14 protein-coding genes, 1 other RNA gene and 1 other annotated feature are annotated in these 17,405 nt (G+C 47.8%); of the genes, 2 read left to right on the forward strand and 13 right to left on the reverse strand.

Going from position 1 to position 17,405, the window contains the following annotated elements:
• From NSQ37_RS19455 to NSQ37_RS19475, 5 genes are all read right to left on the reverse strand, one after another.
• Entirely contained in the window at positions 1-765 is a 765-nt protein-coding gene (locus NSQ37_RS19455; protein ID WP_012118080.1) for a tRNA threonylcarbamoyladenosine dehydratase, read from the reverse strand.
• Positions 766-836: 71 nt separating this feature from the next.
• Positions 837-1,028, reverse strand: a non-coding RNA gene (ssrS, locus tag NSQ37_RS19460) — 6S RNA.
• A 62-nt stretch (positions 1,029-1,090) separates the two neighbouring features.
• Entirely contained in the window at positions 1,091-2,869 is a 1,779-nt protein-coding gene (gene aspS / locus NSQ37_RS19465) for an aspartate--tRNA ligase (protein ID WP_020956140.1), read from the reverse strand.
• 14 nt (positions 2,870-2,883) lie between these two features.
• A complete protein-coding gene (gene hisS / locus NSQ37_RS19470) occupies positions 2,884-4,158 on the reverse strand; it encodes a histidine--tRNA ligase (RefSeq protein ID WP_012118082.1) in 1,275 nt (424 codons plus the stop codon).
• A gap of 63 nt (positions 4,159-4,221) precedes the next feature.
• Positions 4,222-4,454: a binding site (T-box leader), on the reverse strand.
• Positions 4,455-4,514: 60 nt separating this feature from the next.
• Positions 4,515-4,685 (reverse strand): YrzK family protein, encoded by a 171-nt coding sequence (locus tag NSQ37_RS19475; RefSeq protein WP_003152722.1) that lies wholly within the window; start codon positions 4,683-4,685, stop codon positions 4,515-4,517.
• Between the two features lie 130 nt (positions 4,686-4,815).
• Here NSQ37_RS19475 and NSQ37_RS19480 point away from each other — a divergent pair, with 130 nt between their 5' ends.
• Positions 4,816-6,378 carry an SH3 domain-containing protein gene (locus NSQ37_RS19480; RefSeq protein WP_015240291.1) on the forward strand — a complete coding sequence of 521 codons (1,563 nt, stop codon included), beginning with the start codon at positions 4,816-4,818 and terminating at the stop codon, positions 6,376-6,378.
• Positions 6,379-6,404: 26 nt separating this feature from the next.
• Here NSQ37_RS19480 and dtd read toward each other — a convergent pair whose 3' ends face one another.
• The 8 genes from dtd to NSQ37_RS19520 form a co-directional block, all read right to left on the reverse strand.
• Complete coding sequence (dtd, locus tag NSQ37_RS19485; protein ID WP_007408194.1) at positions 6,405-6,848, reverse strand: D-aminoacyl-tRNA deacylase; 444 nt, start codon at positions 6,846-6,848, stop codon at positions 6,405-6,407.
• Positions 6,849-6,860: 12 nt separating this feature from the next.
• Positions 6,861-9,065: a GTP diphosphokinase gene (relA, locus tag NSQ37_RS19490; protein ID WP_003152716.1), complete on the reverse strand. Its 2,205-nt coding sequence runs from the start codon at positions 9,063-9,065 to the stop codon at positions 6,861-6,863.
• A 157-nt stretch (positions 9,066-9,222) separates the two neighbouring features.
• Positions 9,223-9,735, reverse strand: a complete 513-nt coding sequence (locus NSQ37_RS19495; protein WP_003152714.1) for an adenine phosphoribosyltransferase — start codon at positions 9,733-9,735, stop codon at positions 9,223-9,225.
• A 5-nt stretch (positions 9,736-9,740) separates the two neighbouring features.
• The gene (gene recJ, locus NSQ37_RS19500; RefSeq protein WP_025285048.1) at positions 9,741-12,101 is read right to left on the reverse strand and encodes a single-stranded-DNA-specific exonuclease RecJ; all 2,361 of its coding nucleotides are present in this window, start codon (positions 12,099-12,101) and stop codon (positions 9,741-9,743) included.
• A gap of 55 nt (positions 12,102-12,156) precedes the next feature.
• Positions 12,157-12,483: a LapA family protein gene (locus NSQ37_RS19505; RefSeq protein ID WP_099566988.1), complete on the reverse strand. Its 327-nt coding sequence runs from the start codon at positions 12,481-12,483 to the stop codon at positions 12,157-12,159.
• A 63-nt stretch (positions 12,484-12,546) separates the two neighbouring features.
• Complete coding sequence (locus NSQ37_RS19510; protein WP_012118088.1) at positions 12,547-13,044, reverse strand: cation:proton antiporter regulatory subunit; 498 nt, start codon at positions 13,042-13,044, stop codon at positions 12,547-12,549.
• Positions 13,045-13,175: 131 nt separating this feature from the next.
• Entirely contained in the window at positions 13,176-15,395 is a 2,220-nt protein-coding gene (secDF, locus tag NSQ37_RS19515; RefSeq protein WP_033574175.1) for a protein translocase subunit SecDF, read from the reverse strand.
• Between the two features lie 36 nt (positions 15,396-15,431).
• Complete coding sequence (locus NSQ37_RS19520) at positions 15,432-15,728, reverse strand: post-transcriptional regulator (protein ID WP_007408189.1); 297 nt, start codon at positions 15,726-15,728, stop codon at positions 15,432-15,434.
• A gap of 115 nt (positions 15,729-15,843) precedes the next feature.
• Between NSQ37_RS19520 and spoVB the strand changes: the two genes are divergently transcribed.
• Positions 15,844-17,400, forward strand: a complete 1,557-nt coding sequence (gene spoVB, locus NSQ37_RS19525; protein WP_038459361.1) for a stage V sporulation protein B — start codon at positions 15,844-15,846, stop codon at positions 17,398-17,400.
• The last annotated feature ends 5 nt before the right edge of the window (positions 17,401-17,405 follow it).

The raw sequence follows: 17,405 nt of genomic DNA on the forward strand, positions 1-17,405 counted from the left end.
TTATTTATCTTTAACCCGTTTAATGTCGATGTCCTTTAAGAGCTCCATGACAACATGTCCGCCCATAATCAGACCGGCCACTGACGGAACCCAGGCGTTGGAAGACGGCGGCATTTGCGCTTTGCGGATTTTCGCTTCATCATTCCCGACTTCTTTTCTGACGTCCTCACGGATGACGATCGGGCTTTCATCAGAAAAAATGACCTGTACGCCTTTTTTAATGCCCTCTTTGCGAAGCCTTGTGCGGACGACTTTGGCAATCGGATCGGTATGGGTTTTTGAAATATCAGCAATCTGAAAGCGTGTCGGGTCTGTTTTATTCGCCGCTCCCATGCTTGAAATCAGCGGAACATTCCGTTTCAGACATTCTTTCATCAGATGAATTTTATAATGAATCGTATCCGACGCGTCAATGACGTAATCAAGCGGATACTCAAAGAACTGCTCATATGTCTCTTCTGTATAAAACATTTTTAAGGCGACGACATCGCAATCCGGATTAATATCCGCGATCCGCGCTTTCATCAAGTCTGTTTTCGGCTGTCCCACCGTCGACAAGAGCGCATGCAGCTGGCGGTTTACGTTTGTAATGTCAACATCATCTTTATCGACAAGCACGATCCGCCCCACTCCGGACCTCGCCAATGCTTCGGCTGCGAATGAACCGACTCCGCCGACGCCGAGAACGGCCACCGTGCTGTTTTTTAACGTGTCCAGCCCTTCTTTTCCAATCGCTAGCTCATTTCTGGAAAACTGATGTAACAAGAACCTCACTCCACATTCTGGTTTTATAAACTCGGCTTGTCAAAAAGCCGCTGGTTTTAGCGCACAAAAAATAAAGTCCCAATTGTGCCGTTGCAGCTTTCCTTCGTTTTGAACCCGCTCTCAGCAGGTGGGTGCCCTTTTTTAAATCTTGTAAGTCCTCTTAACGAATGAAAAGAGGCATGTACGCCATTTAAAAATACGGGCTCCCAAATCAAAAAAATGTTCGGTCAAAACTAGGTGTACAACTAACACATCAGGACTTTATTTAACTTGTCAAAATCATATCACAGCAGATTTTGATTTTCAAGAAACAAACTGCTGATCTTTACTGTTTCACTTTTCTTTTGACAGAAAGGTGAAGTTCTTCAAGCTGGGCGTCGCTCACTTCGCCGGGCGCTTCCGTAAGAAGGCAGCTTGCGCTTGCCGTTTTCGGGAAAGCGATCGTATCTCTTAAGTTTGTGCGGCCTGCAAGAAGCATAACCAAACGGTCTAAGCCGAGCGCGATTCCGCCGTGCGGAGGTGCGCCGTATTCAAAGGCTTCGAGAAGGTATCCGAACTCCTCCTCCGCTTCTTCTTTTGTAAAGCCGAGAAGCCCGAACATTTTTTCCTGAACGTCTTTTTCAAAAATACGGATTGAGCCTCCTCCGAGTTCATAGCCGTTTAAGACGAGGTCGTAAGCCTGCGCTTTCATATCTTCAGGCGCCGTTTCAATCAGATCAAGATCTTCACGGACAGGCATTGTAAACGGGTGGTGAGCCGCATAGAAACGGCCTTCTTCCTCGTCATGCTCCAGTAACGGCCAGTCCACAACCCACAGGAAGTTGAAGAGGCTTTCGTCAATCAGGCCGCGTTCTTTGCCGAGCTTTAAGCGAAGCGCGCCGAGGGATTGAGCCACAACCTCAAACTTATCAGCCCCGAACAGGAGCAGATCACCTTCAGAAGCATCAAGCGCTTCAGCCAGTTTTGCCTGCTTCTCTTCATCAAAGAATTTCGCAATCGGGCCTTTTACGCCGTCAGCTTCAACTTTCACCCAAGCGAGACCTTTCGCGCCGTAATTTCCGGCAAAAACGCCGAGCGCATCGATATCTTTTCTGGAATAGTCGCCGGCAGCGCCTTTGACATTGATCGCTTTTACAACGCCGCCGTTTGCCACGGCTGATGAGAACACCTTAAATTCAGTATCTTTCACTATGTCTGACACGTCCGTCAGCAGCATGCCGAAGCGGGTGTCAGGCTTGTCGGAACCGTAGCTGTTCATCGCTTCTTCATATGTCATTCGCGGAAGCGGAAGCGGTACTTCAACACCTTTTGTTTCAAGCATGACTTTCGCCATCATCTCTTCCGCCAGAGCCATGATGTCCTCTTGACTCATAAAGGACATTTCGATATCAATCTGCGTAAATTCCGGCTGGCGGTCGGCACGCAAGTCTTCATCGCGGAAGCAGCGGGCCACTTGATAATACCGTTCAAAGCCCGACACCATCAGAAGCTGTTTAAAAATCTGCGGCGATTGCGGAAGGGCGTAAAATTCTCCTTCATGCACCCGGCTCGGCACTAAGTAATCACGGGCGCCTTCGGGAGAGCTTTTTGTTAAAATCGGTGTTTCAATATCAAGAAATCCGTTTTCATCCAAGAAATGGCGGATGGATTTTGTGACTTGGTGGCGCATTTGCAATGTTTGAAACATCGCCGGGCGGCGCAAATCCAAATAGCGGTGTTTTAACCGGACGTCTTCAGAAACCTCAGCCGCCTGGTCACTGATCGGAAACGGAGGCGTTTTCGCCGTACTGAGCACCGTCACCGCTTCAGCTTTGATTTCAATTTTACCGGTTTTCAGGTTGGGATTCACCGTGCCTTCTTCACGGGCAGAAACCGTGCCTTCGATATCAAGCACATATTCGTTTCTGATTGCTTCCGCTGCGGCAAGGGCTTCCTTCGATACGTCAGGGTTGAACACAACTTGCACAATACCCGAGCGGTCGCGCAAATCAATGAAAATCAAGCCGCCGAGATCGCGCCGCTTCTGCACCCATCCTTTCAGTTTGACGGTTTCGCCAATCGCTTTTTCAGTTATCTCGCCACAATAATATGTTCTTCCAAACATAGCGTTCCTCTCCTTCACTGCTTTTGATCTGCCTTTAACACTTGTATCAGCTCGTCTAACACCACTTCACGCTGCTCTCCTGTTTCCGCATCTTTTACATTGATTTTATTTTGGGCAAGCTCATCTTCCCCTAAAATCGCAATAAAACGTGCGCCGAGACGGTCAGCTGTTTTAAATTGGCCCTTCATCTTTTTATTTTCATAATCGATTTCACTTGAGATGCCCGCTTCTCTCAGTTTGTACACGAGGGAAACGGAATAATCCTTCGCTTTTTCTCCGAGCGTCACGATGTAGCAGTCAATCCCCTGATTGACGGGAAGCTCTGTTTTCTCAGCGTCAATGGCTGCCAGCAGACGTTCGATGCTCATCGCAAATCCGATACCCGGCGCTTCAGGTCCGCCGATCTGTTCAACAAGCCCGTCATAGCGGCCCCCGCCGGCAAGTGTTGTAATCGCCCCGAATCCTTCGGCATTGCTCATAATTTCAAAAGCGGTATGGTTATAATAATCAAGCCCTCTGACAAGGTTCGGATCTATTTCGAACGGGATGCCGAGATCGTTTAAGTATTGTTTTACTTTCTCAAAATAAGCGGCTGATTCTTCATTTAAGTAATCAAGAATGGACGGAGCCGTTTTCATCAGTTCATGCTCTCTGTCTTTCTTGCAGTCAAGAATTCTGAGCGGGTTTGTGTGCAGGCGCGACTGGCAGTCTGAGCAAAACTCTCCGATGCGCGGTTCAAAATGTTTGACGAGCGCCTCCCGGTAGGATTTGCGGCTGTCCTGGTCACCAAGGCTGTTCAGCACAAGCTTGACATGTTTCAAACCGGCTTTACGGTAAATACTCATCGCAAGCGCAATGACTTCTGCATCCACAGCCGGATCTTTGGAGCCGATCGCTTCAATTCCGAATTGATAGAATTGGCGGAAACGCCCTGTCTGCGGACGTTCGTAACGGAACATAGGTCCGACATAATAAAGCTTCGTCGGCTGCACCGGGTTCGCAAATAATTTATTTTCATTGAACGCGCGGACTGCAGCGGCTGTTCCTTCCGGCCGAAGCGTCAGGCTTCTCCCTTTACGGTCTTCAAACGTGTACATTTCTTTCTGCACGATATCTGTAGACTCACCGACGCCTCTTGCGAACAATTCCGTATGCTCGAAAATCGGCGTGCGGATTTCTTTATATTGATAAGTGCGGCACGTCTCCCTCATAATTTGTTCGACGAACTGCCATCTGTCTGATTCACCCGGCAGTATGTCCTGTGTGCCTCTTGGAATGTGATATGCCATGTTACAGGCCTCCTTAATGTCTTTCTTCAAATAAAAAAACTCCCGCTCCTACTATACATGTATAGTAGGGACGAGAGTTATACCCGTGGTGCCACCCTAGTTGGAATGCCGAAGCATCCCCGCTCTGACCTTTAACGCAGGTTCACGTCCGCTGCCTAATGACTTGCAAAAGCGTTCAGCAGGGAACCTCCGGAGTGTTGTTTCGAGAAAGATGCAGTGCGGATCCGCTTTCAGCCCGGGACGGTTCCTCTCTTCTCCATGCATTCTGACCTACTCTTCTCCATTATCGGTTCAAAATCGTTATCATGACTTATGTACATCAATTTCTATTATAATAATGGGATTGCACTCCCCTGTCAAGTTTTATTCCGTCTGTTTTTCCTTGCGACCGCTTCTTTCGATAAGAGACCGAACTCCGTCGCCGTCTCTTCAAGAAACCCCGCCTTTTCTCTATCGCTCTGATCACTGAAGTGCAGATTTCCTTCCGCATCGTGCAGCGCGCGTCCCATTTTTGGTTGATATTTCATGATTTGCACACCTTTTCGCTGTATTTATGACTAGTATAAACAAACCATTTTATTTTTATTTAACATTCAGCAAGGAAAATACGATATTATACAAGAATGTATTTTAGTTAGTTCAGAAAGGAGGACAGCCATGAAGAAGAGAACTCTTGCTCTTATTTTATGCGGCGTCATCATCACAGCGCTTCTTCCGTCATTCCACACCGCAATCGCCGCAGAGGGAGAAGCGGTCATCGCGACAGACAAGATCAATGTCAGAGGCGGTCCCGGCCTGAGCTACGGAATTAAGGCTGAAGTAAAAAAAGGGGAAAGATACCCGATCGCTAAAGAAGAGGGAGACTGGGTGCAGCTTCAGCTGAGCCCCGGTAAAACCGGATGGGTCGTTTCCTGGCTGATATCAAAAACAGCCGGAGGAGCAGACCATTCATCCGCAACAAGCGGAACGGTCACTTCTACCGATCCTGACCTCCGCATCAGAAAAGGCCCGGGGACATCATATGAAGTCATCGGCAAACTTCCGCAAGGCGCACATGCATCCGTGCTGGACAAGAACAGCGGATGGGTGAACATTTCTTATCAAGGCACAACCGGATGGGTTTCTTCCGAATACGTCACCGCGGACAGCGGCGGATCGGATACGAAAGCAACTTCGGCCCGAAGCGGGTCAAAAAACGGGACGGTCGGCGTTTCTTCATTGAATGTCAGAAGTGCAGCGTCACATGATTCAGCGATTATGACTAAATTATCACGCGGAACAAAGGTTTCCATCTTAAGTGAAGACCACGGCTGGCTGAAAATTGAAGCAAACGGGCAAAAAGGCTGGGCAGCAAGCCACTACATCATAAAGGATTCTGACTCATCGGACAGCGCATCCGGCTCGGGAGACGGTTCTGCGGGCTCAGGCTCCTCGAAAAAAGCGTATATTGTTTACGGCGGCACCAACTTAAGGAGCTCGGCCTCGACTTCCGCTTCTATCGTAAAAAGAGCAGATAAAGGCGCAGCCTACCCGATTGTCGGCTCAAGCGGCAAATGGTATGAAGTCCGGCTTGAAAACGGACAAACCGCATATGTGGCAAACTGGGTCGTACAAACGTCAAAAAGCGGTGAGGAAACAGGTGAAGCACCTTCTCCCGACACGTCAGGCGGCAGCGGCTCACTTAAAAACAAAACGATCGTCGTTGATCCCGGACACGGAGGAAAAGACAGCGGAACGATCGGCTACTCCGGAAAGTTTGAGAAAAACGTAACCATTAAAACCGCTAAGCTGCTGGCCCAAAAATTGCGGGCGGCCGGTGCAAACGTGTATATCACCAGACAGGATGATACTTTTATCAGCCTGCAGGCCAGGGTTTCAACCTCTCATTACCGGAATGCGGATGCCTTTATCAGCATTCACTATGACAGCTATGCCGATACGTCAACACGGGGAAGCACGGCTTATTATTACAGTCCGTCTAAGGATCGCCAGCTTGCCTCAGACGTCCATTCTGAAGTAGTGAAGCGTTCCCCTATCCCGGATCGCGGCGTTCTGTTTGGCGATTATTACGTCCTGAGGGAAAATAAACGGCCTGCCATGCTGTATGAGCTCGGCTATCTCAGTCAACCGCAAGAAGAAACAATCATACATAGCGGCTCTTATCAGGAAAAAGTGACAGACGGAATTGAAAGCGGATTGGAACATTATTTTCAATCATAAAAAAAAGCTGCCGAACGGCAGCTTTTTTATTGTTTAGAATCCATAATCAATGTAATCGGCCCGGAATTCGTCAGCTGAACATCCATCATGGCTCCGAATATTCCGGTTTCCACTTTGACTCCTTTTTCCCGAAGGAGTTCGTTCCACTTTTCATAAAGGAGCACAGCCTGATCCGGTTTAGCCGCATTCATAAAATTCGGGCGTCTCCCTTTCTTCGTTTCGCCGTAAAGCGTAAACTGTGAAACGGATAAAATCTCCCCGCCCGTATCCAAAAGCGATAAATTCATCTTGCCGCTTTCATCATCAAAAATCCGAAGATTCACGATTTTATCCGCCAAGTAAGCGGCATCTTCTTCTGTATCTTCATGAGTGATGCCGACAAGCGCCATAATACCGGGTCCGATCCGGCCGGCGACAGCGCCGTCAACCGTCACACTCGCTTCTGTTACACGCTGAACAACTAATTTCATAGCAAGCTCCTTTTAGTTCATTACCCGGCGGACTGAATAGATGTCTCTGATCTGCTTAATCCGCTCGACCACTTTATGCAGATGGTTGATGTTTTGAATAAAAATCGCCATATGAATCGTAGCGACTTTATTGCGGTCGGATTTGCCGGAGACAGAGGAGATGTTGGTTTTCGTTTCATTTACGGCTTGGAGCACCTCATTTAAAAGTCCGAGACGGTCATACCCCAAAATCTCAATCTCAACGTTATATTCTTTGCGTCTTTGAACCTGTGATTCATGCTCCCATTCAACGGGGATCAGACGTTCCTGCGCTTCATTCGTTTTGACGTTCGGACAGTCATCCCGGTGAACGGATACACCGCGCCCTTTTGTAATAAAACCGACAATATGGTCGCCAGGCACCGGGTTGCAGCATTTCGACAAGCGGACGAGAAGGTTGTCAATGCCTTTTACGCGCACACCCGCTTCCCGTTTTCTCCCTTGCGGATAATGTTTCGGCTCGGAAGTGACTTCCTGAACGATTTTTTCCTGCTCTTCCTGGTCACGGAGCTTCCGTTCTTTTTCGGTGAGCCTGTTGGCCACCTGAAGAGCGGTAATGCCGTTATATCCGACCGCCGCGTACATATCCTCTTCATTTGAGAAATTGAACTTGTCGGCAACTTTTTGAAGATTTTCGAGTGTTAAAACATCTTTCACTTCAAAATCAAGATTTTTAATTTCTTTCTCGACAAGCTCACGGCCTTTTTCGACGTTTTCTTCACGGCGCTGTTTCTTAAAGAATTGGCGGATTTTGTGTTTCGCCTGGGACGTCTGCGCCAGTTTGACCCAGTCTTGACTCGGACCGTATGAATGCTTGGACGTCAGAATCTCGACGATGTCGCCCGTCCGGAGCTTATGGTCAAGCGTCACCATTTTTCCGTTCACTTTCGCCCCGATTGTTTTGTTGCCGATCTCCGAGTGGATCCTGTAGGAAAAATCAATCGGCACAGAGCCTGACGGCAGTTCAATGACATCGCCTTTTGGCGTAAATACGTATACCATGTCAGAAAACAGATCGATTTTCAGCGATTCCATAAATTCTTCCGCATCGGTAGACTCGTTTTGGAATTCCAGAATTTCACGGAACCAGGACAGTTTTTTCTCAAATGTCGCTTCTTCGTTTGCAGCCTTGCCTTCTTTATATGCCCAGTGTGCGGCCACCCCGTATTCAGCGATCTCATGCATCTCAAATGTTCTGATCTGCACTTCCAGCGGATCGCCTTTAGGCCCGATTACGGTCGTATGCAGGGACTGATACATATTCGGCTTAGGCATTGCAATATAATCTTTGAATCTGCCCGGCATCGGCTTCCAGCACGTGTGAATAATGCCGAGTACGGCGTAGCAGTCTTTAATGCTTCCGACAAGAATACGGACGGCGAGCAGATCATATATTTCATTGAACTGTTTATTTTGCAGCGCCATCTTGCGGTAAATGCTGTAGATGTGCTTCGGACGTCCTGAAAAGTCCGCTTTGATATTCACTTCTTCGACGCGTTTTTTCACTTCATTGACAACCTCTTCGACATAAAGTTCGCGTTCCGCGCGCTTTTTCTTCATGAGATTGACGATTCTGTAATATTGCTGAGGATTCAAATAACGGAGAGCGGTGTCTTCCAGCTCCCATTTGATTTTAGAAATCCCGAGCCGATGGGCCAGCGGAGCGAAAATTTCCAGCGTCTCATTTGAAATTCTCCGCTGCTTTTCCTGCGGAAGATGCTTTAACGTCCGCATATTGTGAAGGCGATCCGCCAGCTTGATCAATATGACTCTGATATCCTGAGCCATAGCGACAAACATTTTTCGATGGTTTTCCGCCTGCTGCTCCTCTTGAGATTTATACTTAATTTTACCGAGCTTCGTCACGCCGTCGACAAGCATCGCCACTTCTTCAGAAAATGCTTCCTTCAGGTCGTCGAGGGTGACATCCGTGTCCTCTACCACGTCATGCAGAAATCCGCCCGCAATTGTGGAAGGGTCCATTTCCAGATCGACGAGGATCCCCGCCACCTGAATCGGATGAATGATGTACGGCTCACCTGATTTGCGGTACTGTTCGCGATGCGCGTTTTGCGCATACAGGTAAGCTTTCTCAACAAACGCAATCTGCTCCTCCGGCAGATAAGTGCGCGCTTTATCTATTACTTGCTCGGCAGTCAATACTTGTTCGTTCGCCATGGAATCACCTTTTTTAAATGTAAACTGTATTAGTTTATTATCAAGAAAAAAACGAGAGATGTAAAGGGCAGAAGTTCAAAACACCTAAAGAATCTGTCAGGATGATGAAATAATAGGAAAAAAGCACCCTGACACGAGTGCTTTTTTCCATATGCGGTTAATATTTCATTAATGTTAAAATATCGTAATCGTCAAGCTTGTCTCTGCCGTCAAGGTAAGAAAGCTCGATTAAGAACGCAATACCGGCTACAACGCCGCCCAGTTCTTCGACCAGCTTAATTGTCGCTTCGATCGTGCCGCCTGTTGCAAGCAAGTCATCAGTAATCAGCACGCGCTGTCCCGGCAGAATTGCATCTTTATGAATCGTCAGTACGTCTTTTCCGTACTCCAAACCGTAATCGACTTTAATGACCTCACGCGGAAGTTTTCCTTCTTTCCGAACCGGCGCAAAGCCCACTCCGAGAGCGTATGCAACCGGACAGCCGATAATAAAGCCGCGCGCTTCAGGCCCGACAACTAAATCAATTTCTTTTTCTTTTGCATATTCAACAATTTGGTCAGTGGCGTAACGGTATACGTCGCCTTTGTCCATCAATGTCGTAATATCTTTAAATTGTACGCCTTCTTTCGGGTAATCGGGCACAATTGTTACGTATTTTTTAAGATCCATCTGTTCTATGTCCTCCTCGTACTTTCATAAGCTTCTGAACCTTGGTTCATCAGCTTATTCAGCCATTCCTTCAGCTCATGGGCTGCGGAATAATTGAGCTTCTGGTCTAATTCCATCAGCTGCTGTTTTACCTGATAGGTTTGCGAATCTGCCAGGTCGCGTTTTTTCGCGCCGCTCACGACAGACAGCACACCATCTTCTATTTTAACAAAACCGAGATCAAAAAACACCTTTGTCATGAAATTGATTGTGTCAATTGACCATCCTCTATGTCTCGCAAGCTCTGAACCATGCTTGCCGAAGTCAAAAGCGCCCCTTTTCAAGAGAAATGCGTAAAACCACTTGAAATCATTCCGCGATGGAAATGAGGACAGGAAATGTTCTTCATGATTGATAAAAACAAAATAAATCCGTTCCGGCTTCTTTCCGTCAAGCAAATGCTGCAGGCGATCCGCTGACGGCGGCACATCCAGAAAAACGGCATATTTTCCGTCAAGCTGGAGAGCTTCCGCCTCGGATTCCGATGTGATCCCGGCCAGCTCGCCTGACAGCTCTTTTGCATGGAGCTTCTGAGCGGTTTTTTCGTTAAAGCTGATGAGCACCCGTTTTTCCTTCGGCAGCGCGGTGACCGTGTCTTCCCACGTCCGCTTGCCCCTGATATCAAAAAGCTGCCATTCCGGCACCGCAGCGTCTTTAATCATCAGCTGGGGCTTCTTTCTGTTGTTCCATTCATTAATGGACATCTCGCCGACAATGGAAATCGTTGATCCGGGGACAATTCCGGCTTCAAGCTCTCCTTTGTTAAAGCCGACGCAGTCAAGGACGGCGGAATCACTTTTCACCGTCATTTTCACGTGGTTTTTATTCGCTCCGATCAGGCGCACATCATCAAGTACCGCATTTTTCACCATCACATGCGGTTTAGGGTTAAGCATGCCGAACGGCGACAGCATATTTAATTCTGTAATGCTTTCAACGGTTATGTCTTCAACGCCGCAGACAAGATCAACCTCCTGAACGGGAATAAAATCCTCTTCCGTAAGGGTTTCTTCAGCCATTTGATTCAGCCTGTCCCTTAATTCCGCCACATCTTCAGCCTTCAACGTCATTCCTGCCGCCATCGGATGCCCGCCGAAATGAGGAAGAATGTCTCTGCACTGTGAAAGGCTCGTAAACAGGTTGAAGCCTCTGATGCTTCGCGCCGACCCTTTAGCGATTCCCTGCTCCTCATCTATCCCAAGCACAACAGCGGGCCGGTAAAAACGTTCAGCCAGCTTCGATGCGACAATACCGACGACTCCCGGGTTCCAGCCGGCTTTTGCCACTACAATGGCAGACGGGTTTCCGCCTTGCTGCTGAACCATTTCAACAGCCTCTTCGGTCATGGTTTTCACCATTTTCTGCCGCTCTTTATTCAGCCGGTCAATATCCGAAGCCAGTTCCTCCGCTTCAAACTGATCTTCGGTCATCAGCAGATGGACGGCGGGATCGGCCTGTTCTATTCTTCCGACGGCATTGAGCCTTGGCGCGACCTGAAATCCGATCGTTTCCTCATCAGCTTGTCCGATATCTCCGCCGGAAAGCTTAATCAGGGCTTTGAGGCCCGGCCGATTTGTCGTCCGAAGCCTTTCGATTCCGAGTGACGCAATTAATCTGTTTTCATCATGAAGAGGCACCAGATCTGCAACCGTACCGATTGCCGCCAAGTCCAGCATAGCTTCCGGCAAAGAACCCGTAAGCGCGTGGGCAAGCTTAAACGCCACACCGACGCCGGCCAATTCTTTAAACGGATAGCCGCAGCCCGGCTGCTTCGGGTGGATGATCGCAAATACGTCAGGAAGCTCGGGTCCCGGCTCATGGTGGTCGGTAATAATGACGTCTAAGCCCAGCTCTTTTGCGACTTCAGCTTCATGGACGGCGGCGATTCCCGTATCCACTGTAATGATCAGCGAAAATCCCCGCTCTTTTATGGAGCGGAAAGCCTGTTCATTCGGGCCGTAGCCTTCTGTGAAACGGTCGGGAATATAAAAGTCAACGTCCGCCGACAGCTGTCTCAGTGCCGTCAGCATCACCGACGTGCTTGTAACGCCGTCTGCATCGTAATCTCCGTAAATCATAATCGGTTCCCCTTGAGAAACCGCCAGTTTTATCCGATCAACTGCTTCCCGCATTCCCTTTAATTCATACGGGTCATAAAAGTCTGCATCCTTTGTATGTAAAAACAGCCTTGCGCTTTCGGCAGTATCAAAACCTCTTTTTACAAGCAGTGATGCCACAAGAGGTGTTATGTCCAATTGTTCTGTGAGTGATTTGACTTTTTCCTGATCCGGCTGCTGGATTTCCCAGCGCATTTTTGACGCTAACATAAATTCACCCCTCAACCACCCTATTATACTAGAGCGGACTGAGGGGTTTCAAATGTTATTCTGATCCTTTTTTCTCTTCAAGCATTTCTTCCGGCGGCGCGGCTGTTTTTTTGCCGTCCGAATCAGCCGTCAATTCAGCCGCAGATCTGTTTTCTTTCCGCAGCATTTTAATTTCGCGCTTCAGCTTCATCACTTGAAAGATACCGGCTGAAAACACGATCAGCGCTCCCATTAACACAGAGCCTAAAATGACTAAAATCAGCGGCCATTCAGCGGTTCCGAACAGATAATCAACCTCAACCGCCCGCACGTTAATGACAGCAAAGATGGCGACAATCAAAGTAAATAGTAAAGCGAATATAATAGTCCATTGTTTATTCATGCGTCTGCCCCCAATTGTTCATTCTTATCTTTTCCCCCATTTTCCCGGGAGTAAACCCCGGTCTCAGGAAATCCGGGCCGTTAATTGCTCGCGGACCAGCTTTTTCAGTCCGCTTCTTTCTCCCGATATGACGAGGGTGTCCCCTTCTTCAATTACGGTATCAATGCCGGGGCTCAGCTGTTTTTGCCGGTTTTTCTTTACGATCGCAATAATCTGGACGTTGTAATGTTTCTTGATCTCCAAATCTCCGATTGTACGGCTGACAGCCGGTGCATGAGATTCGGCTTTAAACCACTCAATGACGAGGTCATCAAGCGCAACTTCCACAGATTCCAGCGCTTTCGGCTTATACGTCATACCGCCTAAAATAGCGGAAATCTGCCTCGCCTCTTCGTCGTTAAATTCAACGGATGCCAAGCATTCGTCATGATCATTCTCATCGAAGTAATAGAGCTCTTTTCTGCCGTCATCATGAAGAATAATACTGATTTTATCGTGATTTTTCGTAATGACTTCTACTTTCTGGCCGATGCCCGGAAGCTCCGACTCACGAACGTTCATAAGAACCCTCCTACATGTTTTTACAATGATGATTGATTATGTAAGCGTATGTCATTATAGCAAATGCAGGTTTTAAGTTCAATGCGGCCTGAAAAAACAGGCTGCCTTCCGGAAGACAGCCTGTTCCCATTTTACTCTTCGATTGATTTTTTCCCTTTAAATTCTTTACCTTTCCATACAAGCCACAGCTGCGCGGCGATGTAAAGAGAGGAATAAACGCCCGTCAATAAACCGACCAATAAAGCGACGGAGAAGTTTGTAATTGACGATGAGCCCAAAATGAGCAGCACGACGACAACAATCACAACGGTCAAGACCGTATTGATCGAACGTGTAAAGGTTTGCTGCAAGCTCAGATTCACGATATGTTCCAGATCGGCAAATGACTTCGGCTTACGTTTTTTCATCTGCTCGCGTATCCGGTCAAATGTAACGATCGTATCATTTATCGAGTAACCGATTATGGTGAGAATAGCGGCGATAAAGGTGACATCGACCTCCAGCCTTGTAATGCTGAAAAACGCGACGATAAAGAAAGCGTCATACAGCAGGGATACAATCGCGGCGATAGCCATTCTGTACTCGAAACGTATTGATACGTAAATAATGATGCCGATTGATGCAATGGCGACAGCATATAAAGCATTACGGGCCAGTTCTTTTCCGACTGTCGGCGATACCGTGCTGACGTTCGGTTCAGATCCGTATTTGTCCTTAAAGTACGTTTTGATTTCAGCGATTTTTTCTTTAGATGGCTCTCCGACAAACCGGGCCGCGGCAACATGGTTCTCTTTACCAGAAAGCACGATGTTTTCCGGCTCCATGCCGAGAGAATCAAAATCTTTTTCAACCTGATGCGCCGTCAAAGAATGATTGCTCTGCACGTCAATCCGCGCGCCGCTTGCAAAATCGATTCCCAGGTTGAGCTTAAAGACCAGTAAGATGATAATTCCCGCAATGGTTACAGCGCTTGAGAAAATAAAGAAATATTTTCGCTTGCTCGTGAAATCCCATTTTTGGAATGCCGTATGCGGTTCAGTATTTTCATCCGTTTTTTGAATGTCCATAATATGTTTTTTCTTGACGCCGAACCAGCTTTTTTTCCGGTCAAGCCATCTGCTTTCCACGAGAAGGGAGAGCAGGAATCTTGAAAGGAAGACAGCTGTAATAAAGCTTGTCAGAATTGACAAAATCAGCATCGTCGCAAACCCTTTTACAGAGCTTGTCCCGAAAATAAAGAGCACGACCGCTGCGATGATCGTTGTGATGTTCGCATCGAAAATCGTCGCGAATGACCGTCTGTTCCCTGAACGGAAAGCTGAGCGGACGGATTTGCCGAGCTTCAATTCTTCTTTTATCCGTTCATAGGTGATGATGTTGGCGTCAACCGCCATCCCGACACCCAAAATGAGCGCCGCAATACCCGGAAGCGTCAGCACCGCCTGCATCCAGTCAAACACTTGAAGCGTAATATACACGTATACAGAAAGCGTAATTACCGCTATGAGTCCAGGCAGTCTGTAATAAAGCAGCATAAATAAGAAAACAATTGCAATACCGATAATGCCGGCCTCTACCGTATCATGCAAAGCCTGCTGTCCGAATTGCGCCCCTACTGAAGTAGAGTATTTTTCGGTCAGTTTCACAGGCAGCGCGCCCGCGTTTAAAATATTGGCCAAATCCTTCGCTTTTTGAACGGTAAACTGGCCTTCAATTGTGACATCCTTCGTGTTTAATTCCTGGCTCACATTCGGAGCGGATACATATTTCGGATGTTTTTTGCCGACTTCTTTTTTAAATGAATCGCCTTTTTGGTAATCAAGCCAGATCACAAGCTGATTATTAGGCGCCATTTTCTTGACTTTTTTCGTCACTTCGCCGAACTTATCCGCATCCTTCAGCTTAACGCTGACAATCGGTTCGTTCGTCGTCGGATCAAAGGTTTGCTTCGCGCCGTTTTCCACGAGATCAGAGCCGTTTAACAGCTCTTTATCATTCGTATCCCTGAACGAGAGCTGCGCTTCCGTTGACAGAATTTCGCGCGCCCTGTTCTGATTCGTGACGCCCGCCAGCTGTACGCGGATGCGGTTATTTCCTTCAATCTGAATGTTCGGCTCGCTTACGCCGAGAACGTTAGCCCGGCGGTTCAGCGCCTGCACCGTGCTGACGAGCACGTCTTTTGTGATTTTATCGCCTTTTTTGACGGGCTGCACATCGTACAGAACTTCAAACCCGCCGCGTAAATCCAATCCTAACGTAATATTATTGGCAGCCGGTTTTGTAAAATACCCCAGCCCTGTGCCGATCAATAATACGATCAGGAAAAACGCAATCAAGCGTCCTTTTTTCATTATGTATTTCCTCCTTAAACCTATGCCGTCAAATCATTATCTCAGCAGTTCATCTAAAGCTTCCTGACCCTCATCGCTTTCCAGCCAATTAGACGACTTAAAAGCTTCAACGGTTGCATAGTTCATAAAATCGCCAATTTTAACTGATAAAATATGACCGGCCAATTCATGCAGCGGCAGTTCCTTTTTCTGTTTCCACTTTTTATGTATTAAGTATGACCATAAACTCTCGTGCTCAACATCATCGTATCCGAGGATTTTGAACTCTTCAAGTTTACTGTACAAGAAAGGCCGCAAATGATCTTTGTACATTTCGGCGGGATGTTTCTCCACTGGGCGCTCGCTCCTTTTTCCATTTTTCTCGAAGACTTGTCATGCTCGGACGACATCGGCGCATATCTTTATTGTATATGATTCCAGGTAGTTTGAGAAGGCAGGGGTTTATAAAATGGCAAAACAGACTTTTTTAAGGGGCACTCTTATTCTCATCGCAGCCGGGATGATTACGAGAATGCTCGGCTTTGTCAACCGGGTGGTTATCGCCCGGTTTATCGGTGAAGAAGGGGTCGGTTTATACATGATGGCTGCCCCGACATTTTTCTTGGCCACCACTTTGACTCAATTCGGCCTCCCCGTTGCCATCAGCAAACTTGTCGCTGAAGCGAGCGCGCGGGGGGACCGGCAGAAAATGAAACATATTTTAGTGATGTCGCTTACCGTCACCGGGATATTAAGTCTCATCTTCACGCCGCTGTTTTTATGCTTTGCGCCGATTATGTCCGAAACGATGCTGACGGATCAGCGCACGGTTTACCCGCTTCTGGCGATTACGCCCGTCGTGCCGATTATCGCGATCTCCAGCGTGCTGCGCGGTTACTTTCAGGGCAGGCAGAATATGAACCCGCTGGCGTTTTCCCAAGTACTTGAGCAGATCGTGCGGATTTCACTTGTCGCGGTCTGCACGACGGTGTTTCTGCCGTACGGGATTGAATATGCCGCAGCCGGAGCCATGATTTCGTCTGTCATCGGGGAGCTTGCCTCTCTTATTTATTTATTCATTTGTTTTAAAGCAAATAAAACAATCAGAATCAGAAAACAATTTTTCAAGTCGATCGCAAATGGAAAAGAAACCTTCCGCCAGCTGATGAGCGTGTCGCTCCCGACAACCGGAAGCCGCTTCATCGGAAATTTATCTTGGTTTTTTGAACCTATTGTCGTCGCGCAAAGCCTTGCGATTGCAGGAGTGGCCACCGCTGCCGCCACCAGCCAGTACGGGGAGCTGACCGGATTTGCCATGACGGTTTTGACGCTGCCCAGCTTTATAACCTATTCTCTGTCAACGGCGCTTGTTCCTGCGATCAGTGAAGGAATGGAGCAAAAAAAGCTGCAAGTTGTCGAATACCGTCTGGAACAGGCGATGAGGCTGTGTCTTTTAAGCGGAGGCATTTCGGTGGTTATTTTATTCTCTTTCGCTGATGAACTGATGTCCGTCATGTACGGATCAACTAATGCGGCGGTATTTGTTAAAGTGATGGCGCCGTTTTTTCTGCTTTACTATTTTCAGGGGCCCCTTCAGGCGGTGCTGCAGGCTCTCAATTTAGCCGGGGCCGCCATGATGAACAGTTTTATCGGCGCCGCTGTCAAAACTGGCCTAATTTTTGTTTTGGCGACCAGGCCTTCCTTGGGCATCATGGGCGCCGCACTTGCGATTGTAACGGGGATGGTCCTTGTCACCCTGCTGCATGCGGCCACCGTAAGCAAGGTGCTTCCGATCAGCATTAAAATAAAAGAATACGCGCTCTGTTTTGCCGTCATATTCATTTGCGGTTATGTCAGCCGCATCATCAAGCACACCGTTCATTTTTCAGGGTCAGAGGCTGTTAATCTCACAGGCTGGATTGCAATGACCGCGATTTTGTATATAGCGCTTCTTCTGTTATTCAGGCTGATTAAAAGGGAAGAGCTGATCCGGATTCCGGTCATCGGCAAGTTCGTGACGCGGTGAAACCG

Source organism: Bacillus sp. FSL P4-0334 (assembly GCF_038004825.1).
In the GTDB taxonomy this organism is placed as follows: Bacteria; Bacillota; Bacilli; order Bacillales; family Bacillaceae; genus Bacillus; species Bacillus velezensis.

Coding starts and splice junctions, on each gene's coding strand:
- recJ (WP_025285048.1), bottom strand. CDS start 12,101: ATGTTAGCGTCAAAAATGCGCTGGGAAATCCAGCAGCCGGATCAGGAA.
- aspS (WP_020956140.1), bottom strand. CDS start 2,869: ATGTTTGGAAGAACATATTATTGTGGCGAGATAACTGAAAAAGCGATT.
- NSQ37_RS19505 (WP_099566988.1), bottom strand. CDS start 12,483: ATGAATAAACAATGGACTATTATATTCGCTTTACTATTTACTTTGATT.
- NSQ37_RS19475 (WP_003152722.1), bottom strand. CDS start 4,685: ATGAAATATCAACCAAAAATGGGACGCGCGCTGCACGATGCGGAAGGA.
- hisS (WP_012118082.1), bottom strand. CDS start 4,158: ATGGCATATCACATTCCAAGAGGCACACAGGACATACTGCCGGGTGAA.
- secDF (WP_033574175.1), bottom strand. CDS start 15,395: ATGAAAAAAGGACGCTTGATTGCGTTTTTCCTGATCGTATTATTGATC.
- NSQ37_RS19495 (WP_003152714.1), bottom strand. CDS start 9,735: ATGGATCTTAAAAAATACGTAACAATTGTGCCCGATTACCCGAAAGAA.
- dtd (WP_007408194.1), bottom strand. CDS start 6,848: ATGAAATTAGTTGTTCAGCGTGTAACAGAAGCGAGTGTGACGGTTGAC.
- spoVB (WP_038459361.1), top strand. CDS start 15,844: ATGGCAAAACAGACTTTTTTAAGGGGCACTCTTATTCTCATCGCAGCC.
- NSQ37_RS19480 (WP_015240291.1), top strand. CDS start 4,816: ATGAAGAAGAGAACTCTTGCTCTTATTTTATGCGGCGTCATCATCACA.
- NSQ37_RS19510 (WP_012118088.1), bottom strand. CDS start 13,044: ATGAACGTTCGTGAGTCGGAGCTTCCGGGCATCGGCCAGAAAGTAGAA.
- relA (WP_003152716.1), bottom strand. CDS start 9,065: ATGGCGAACGAACAAGTATTGACTGCCGAGCAAGTAATAGATAAAGCG.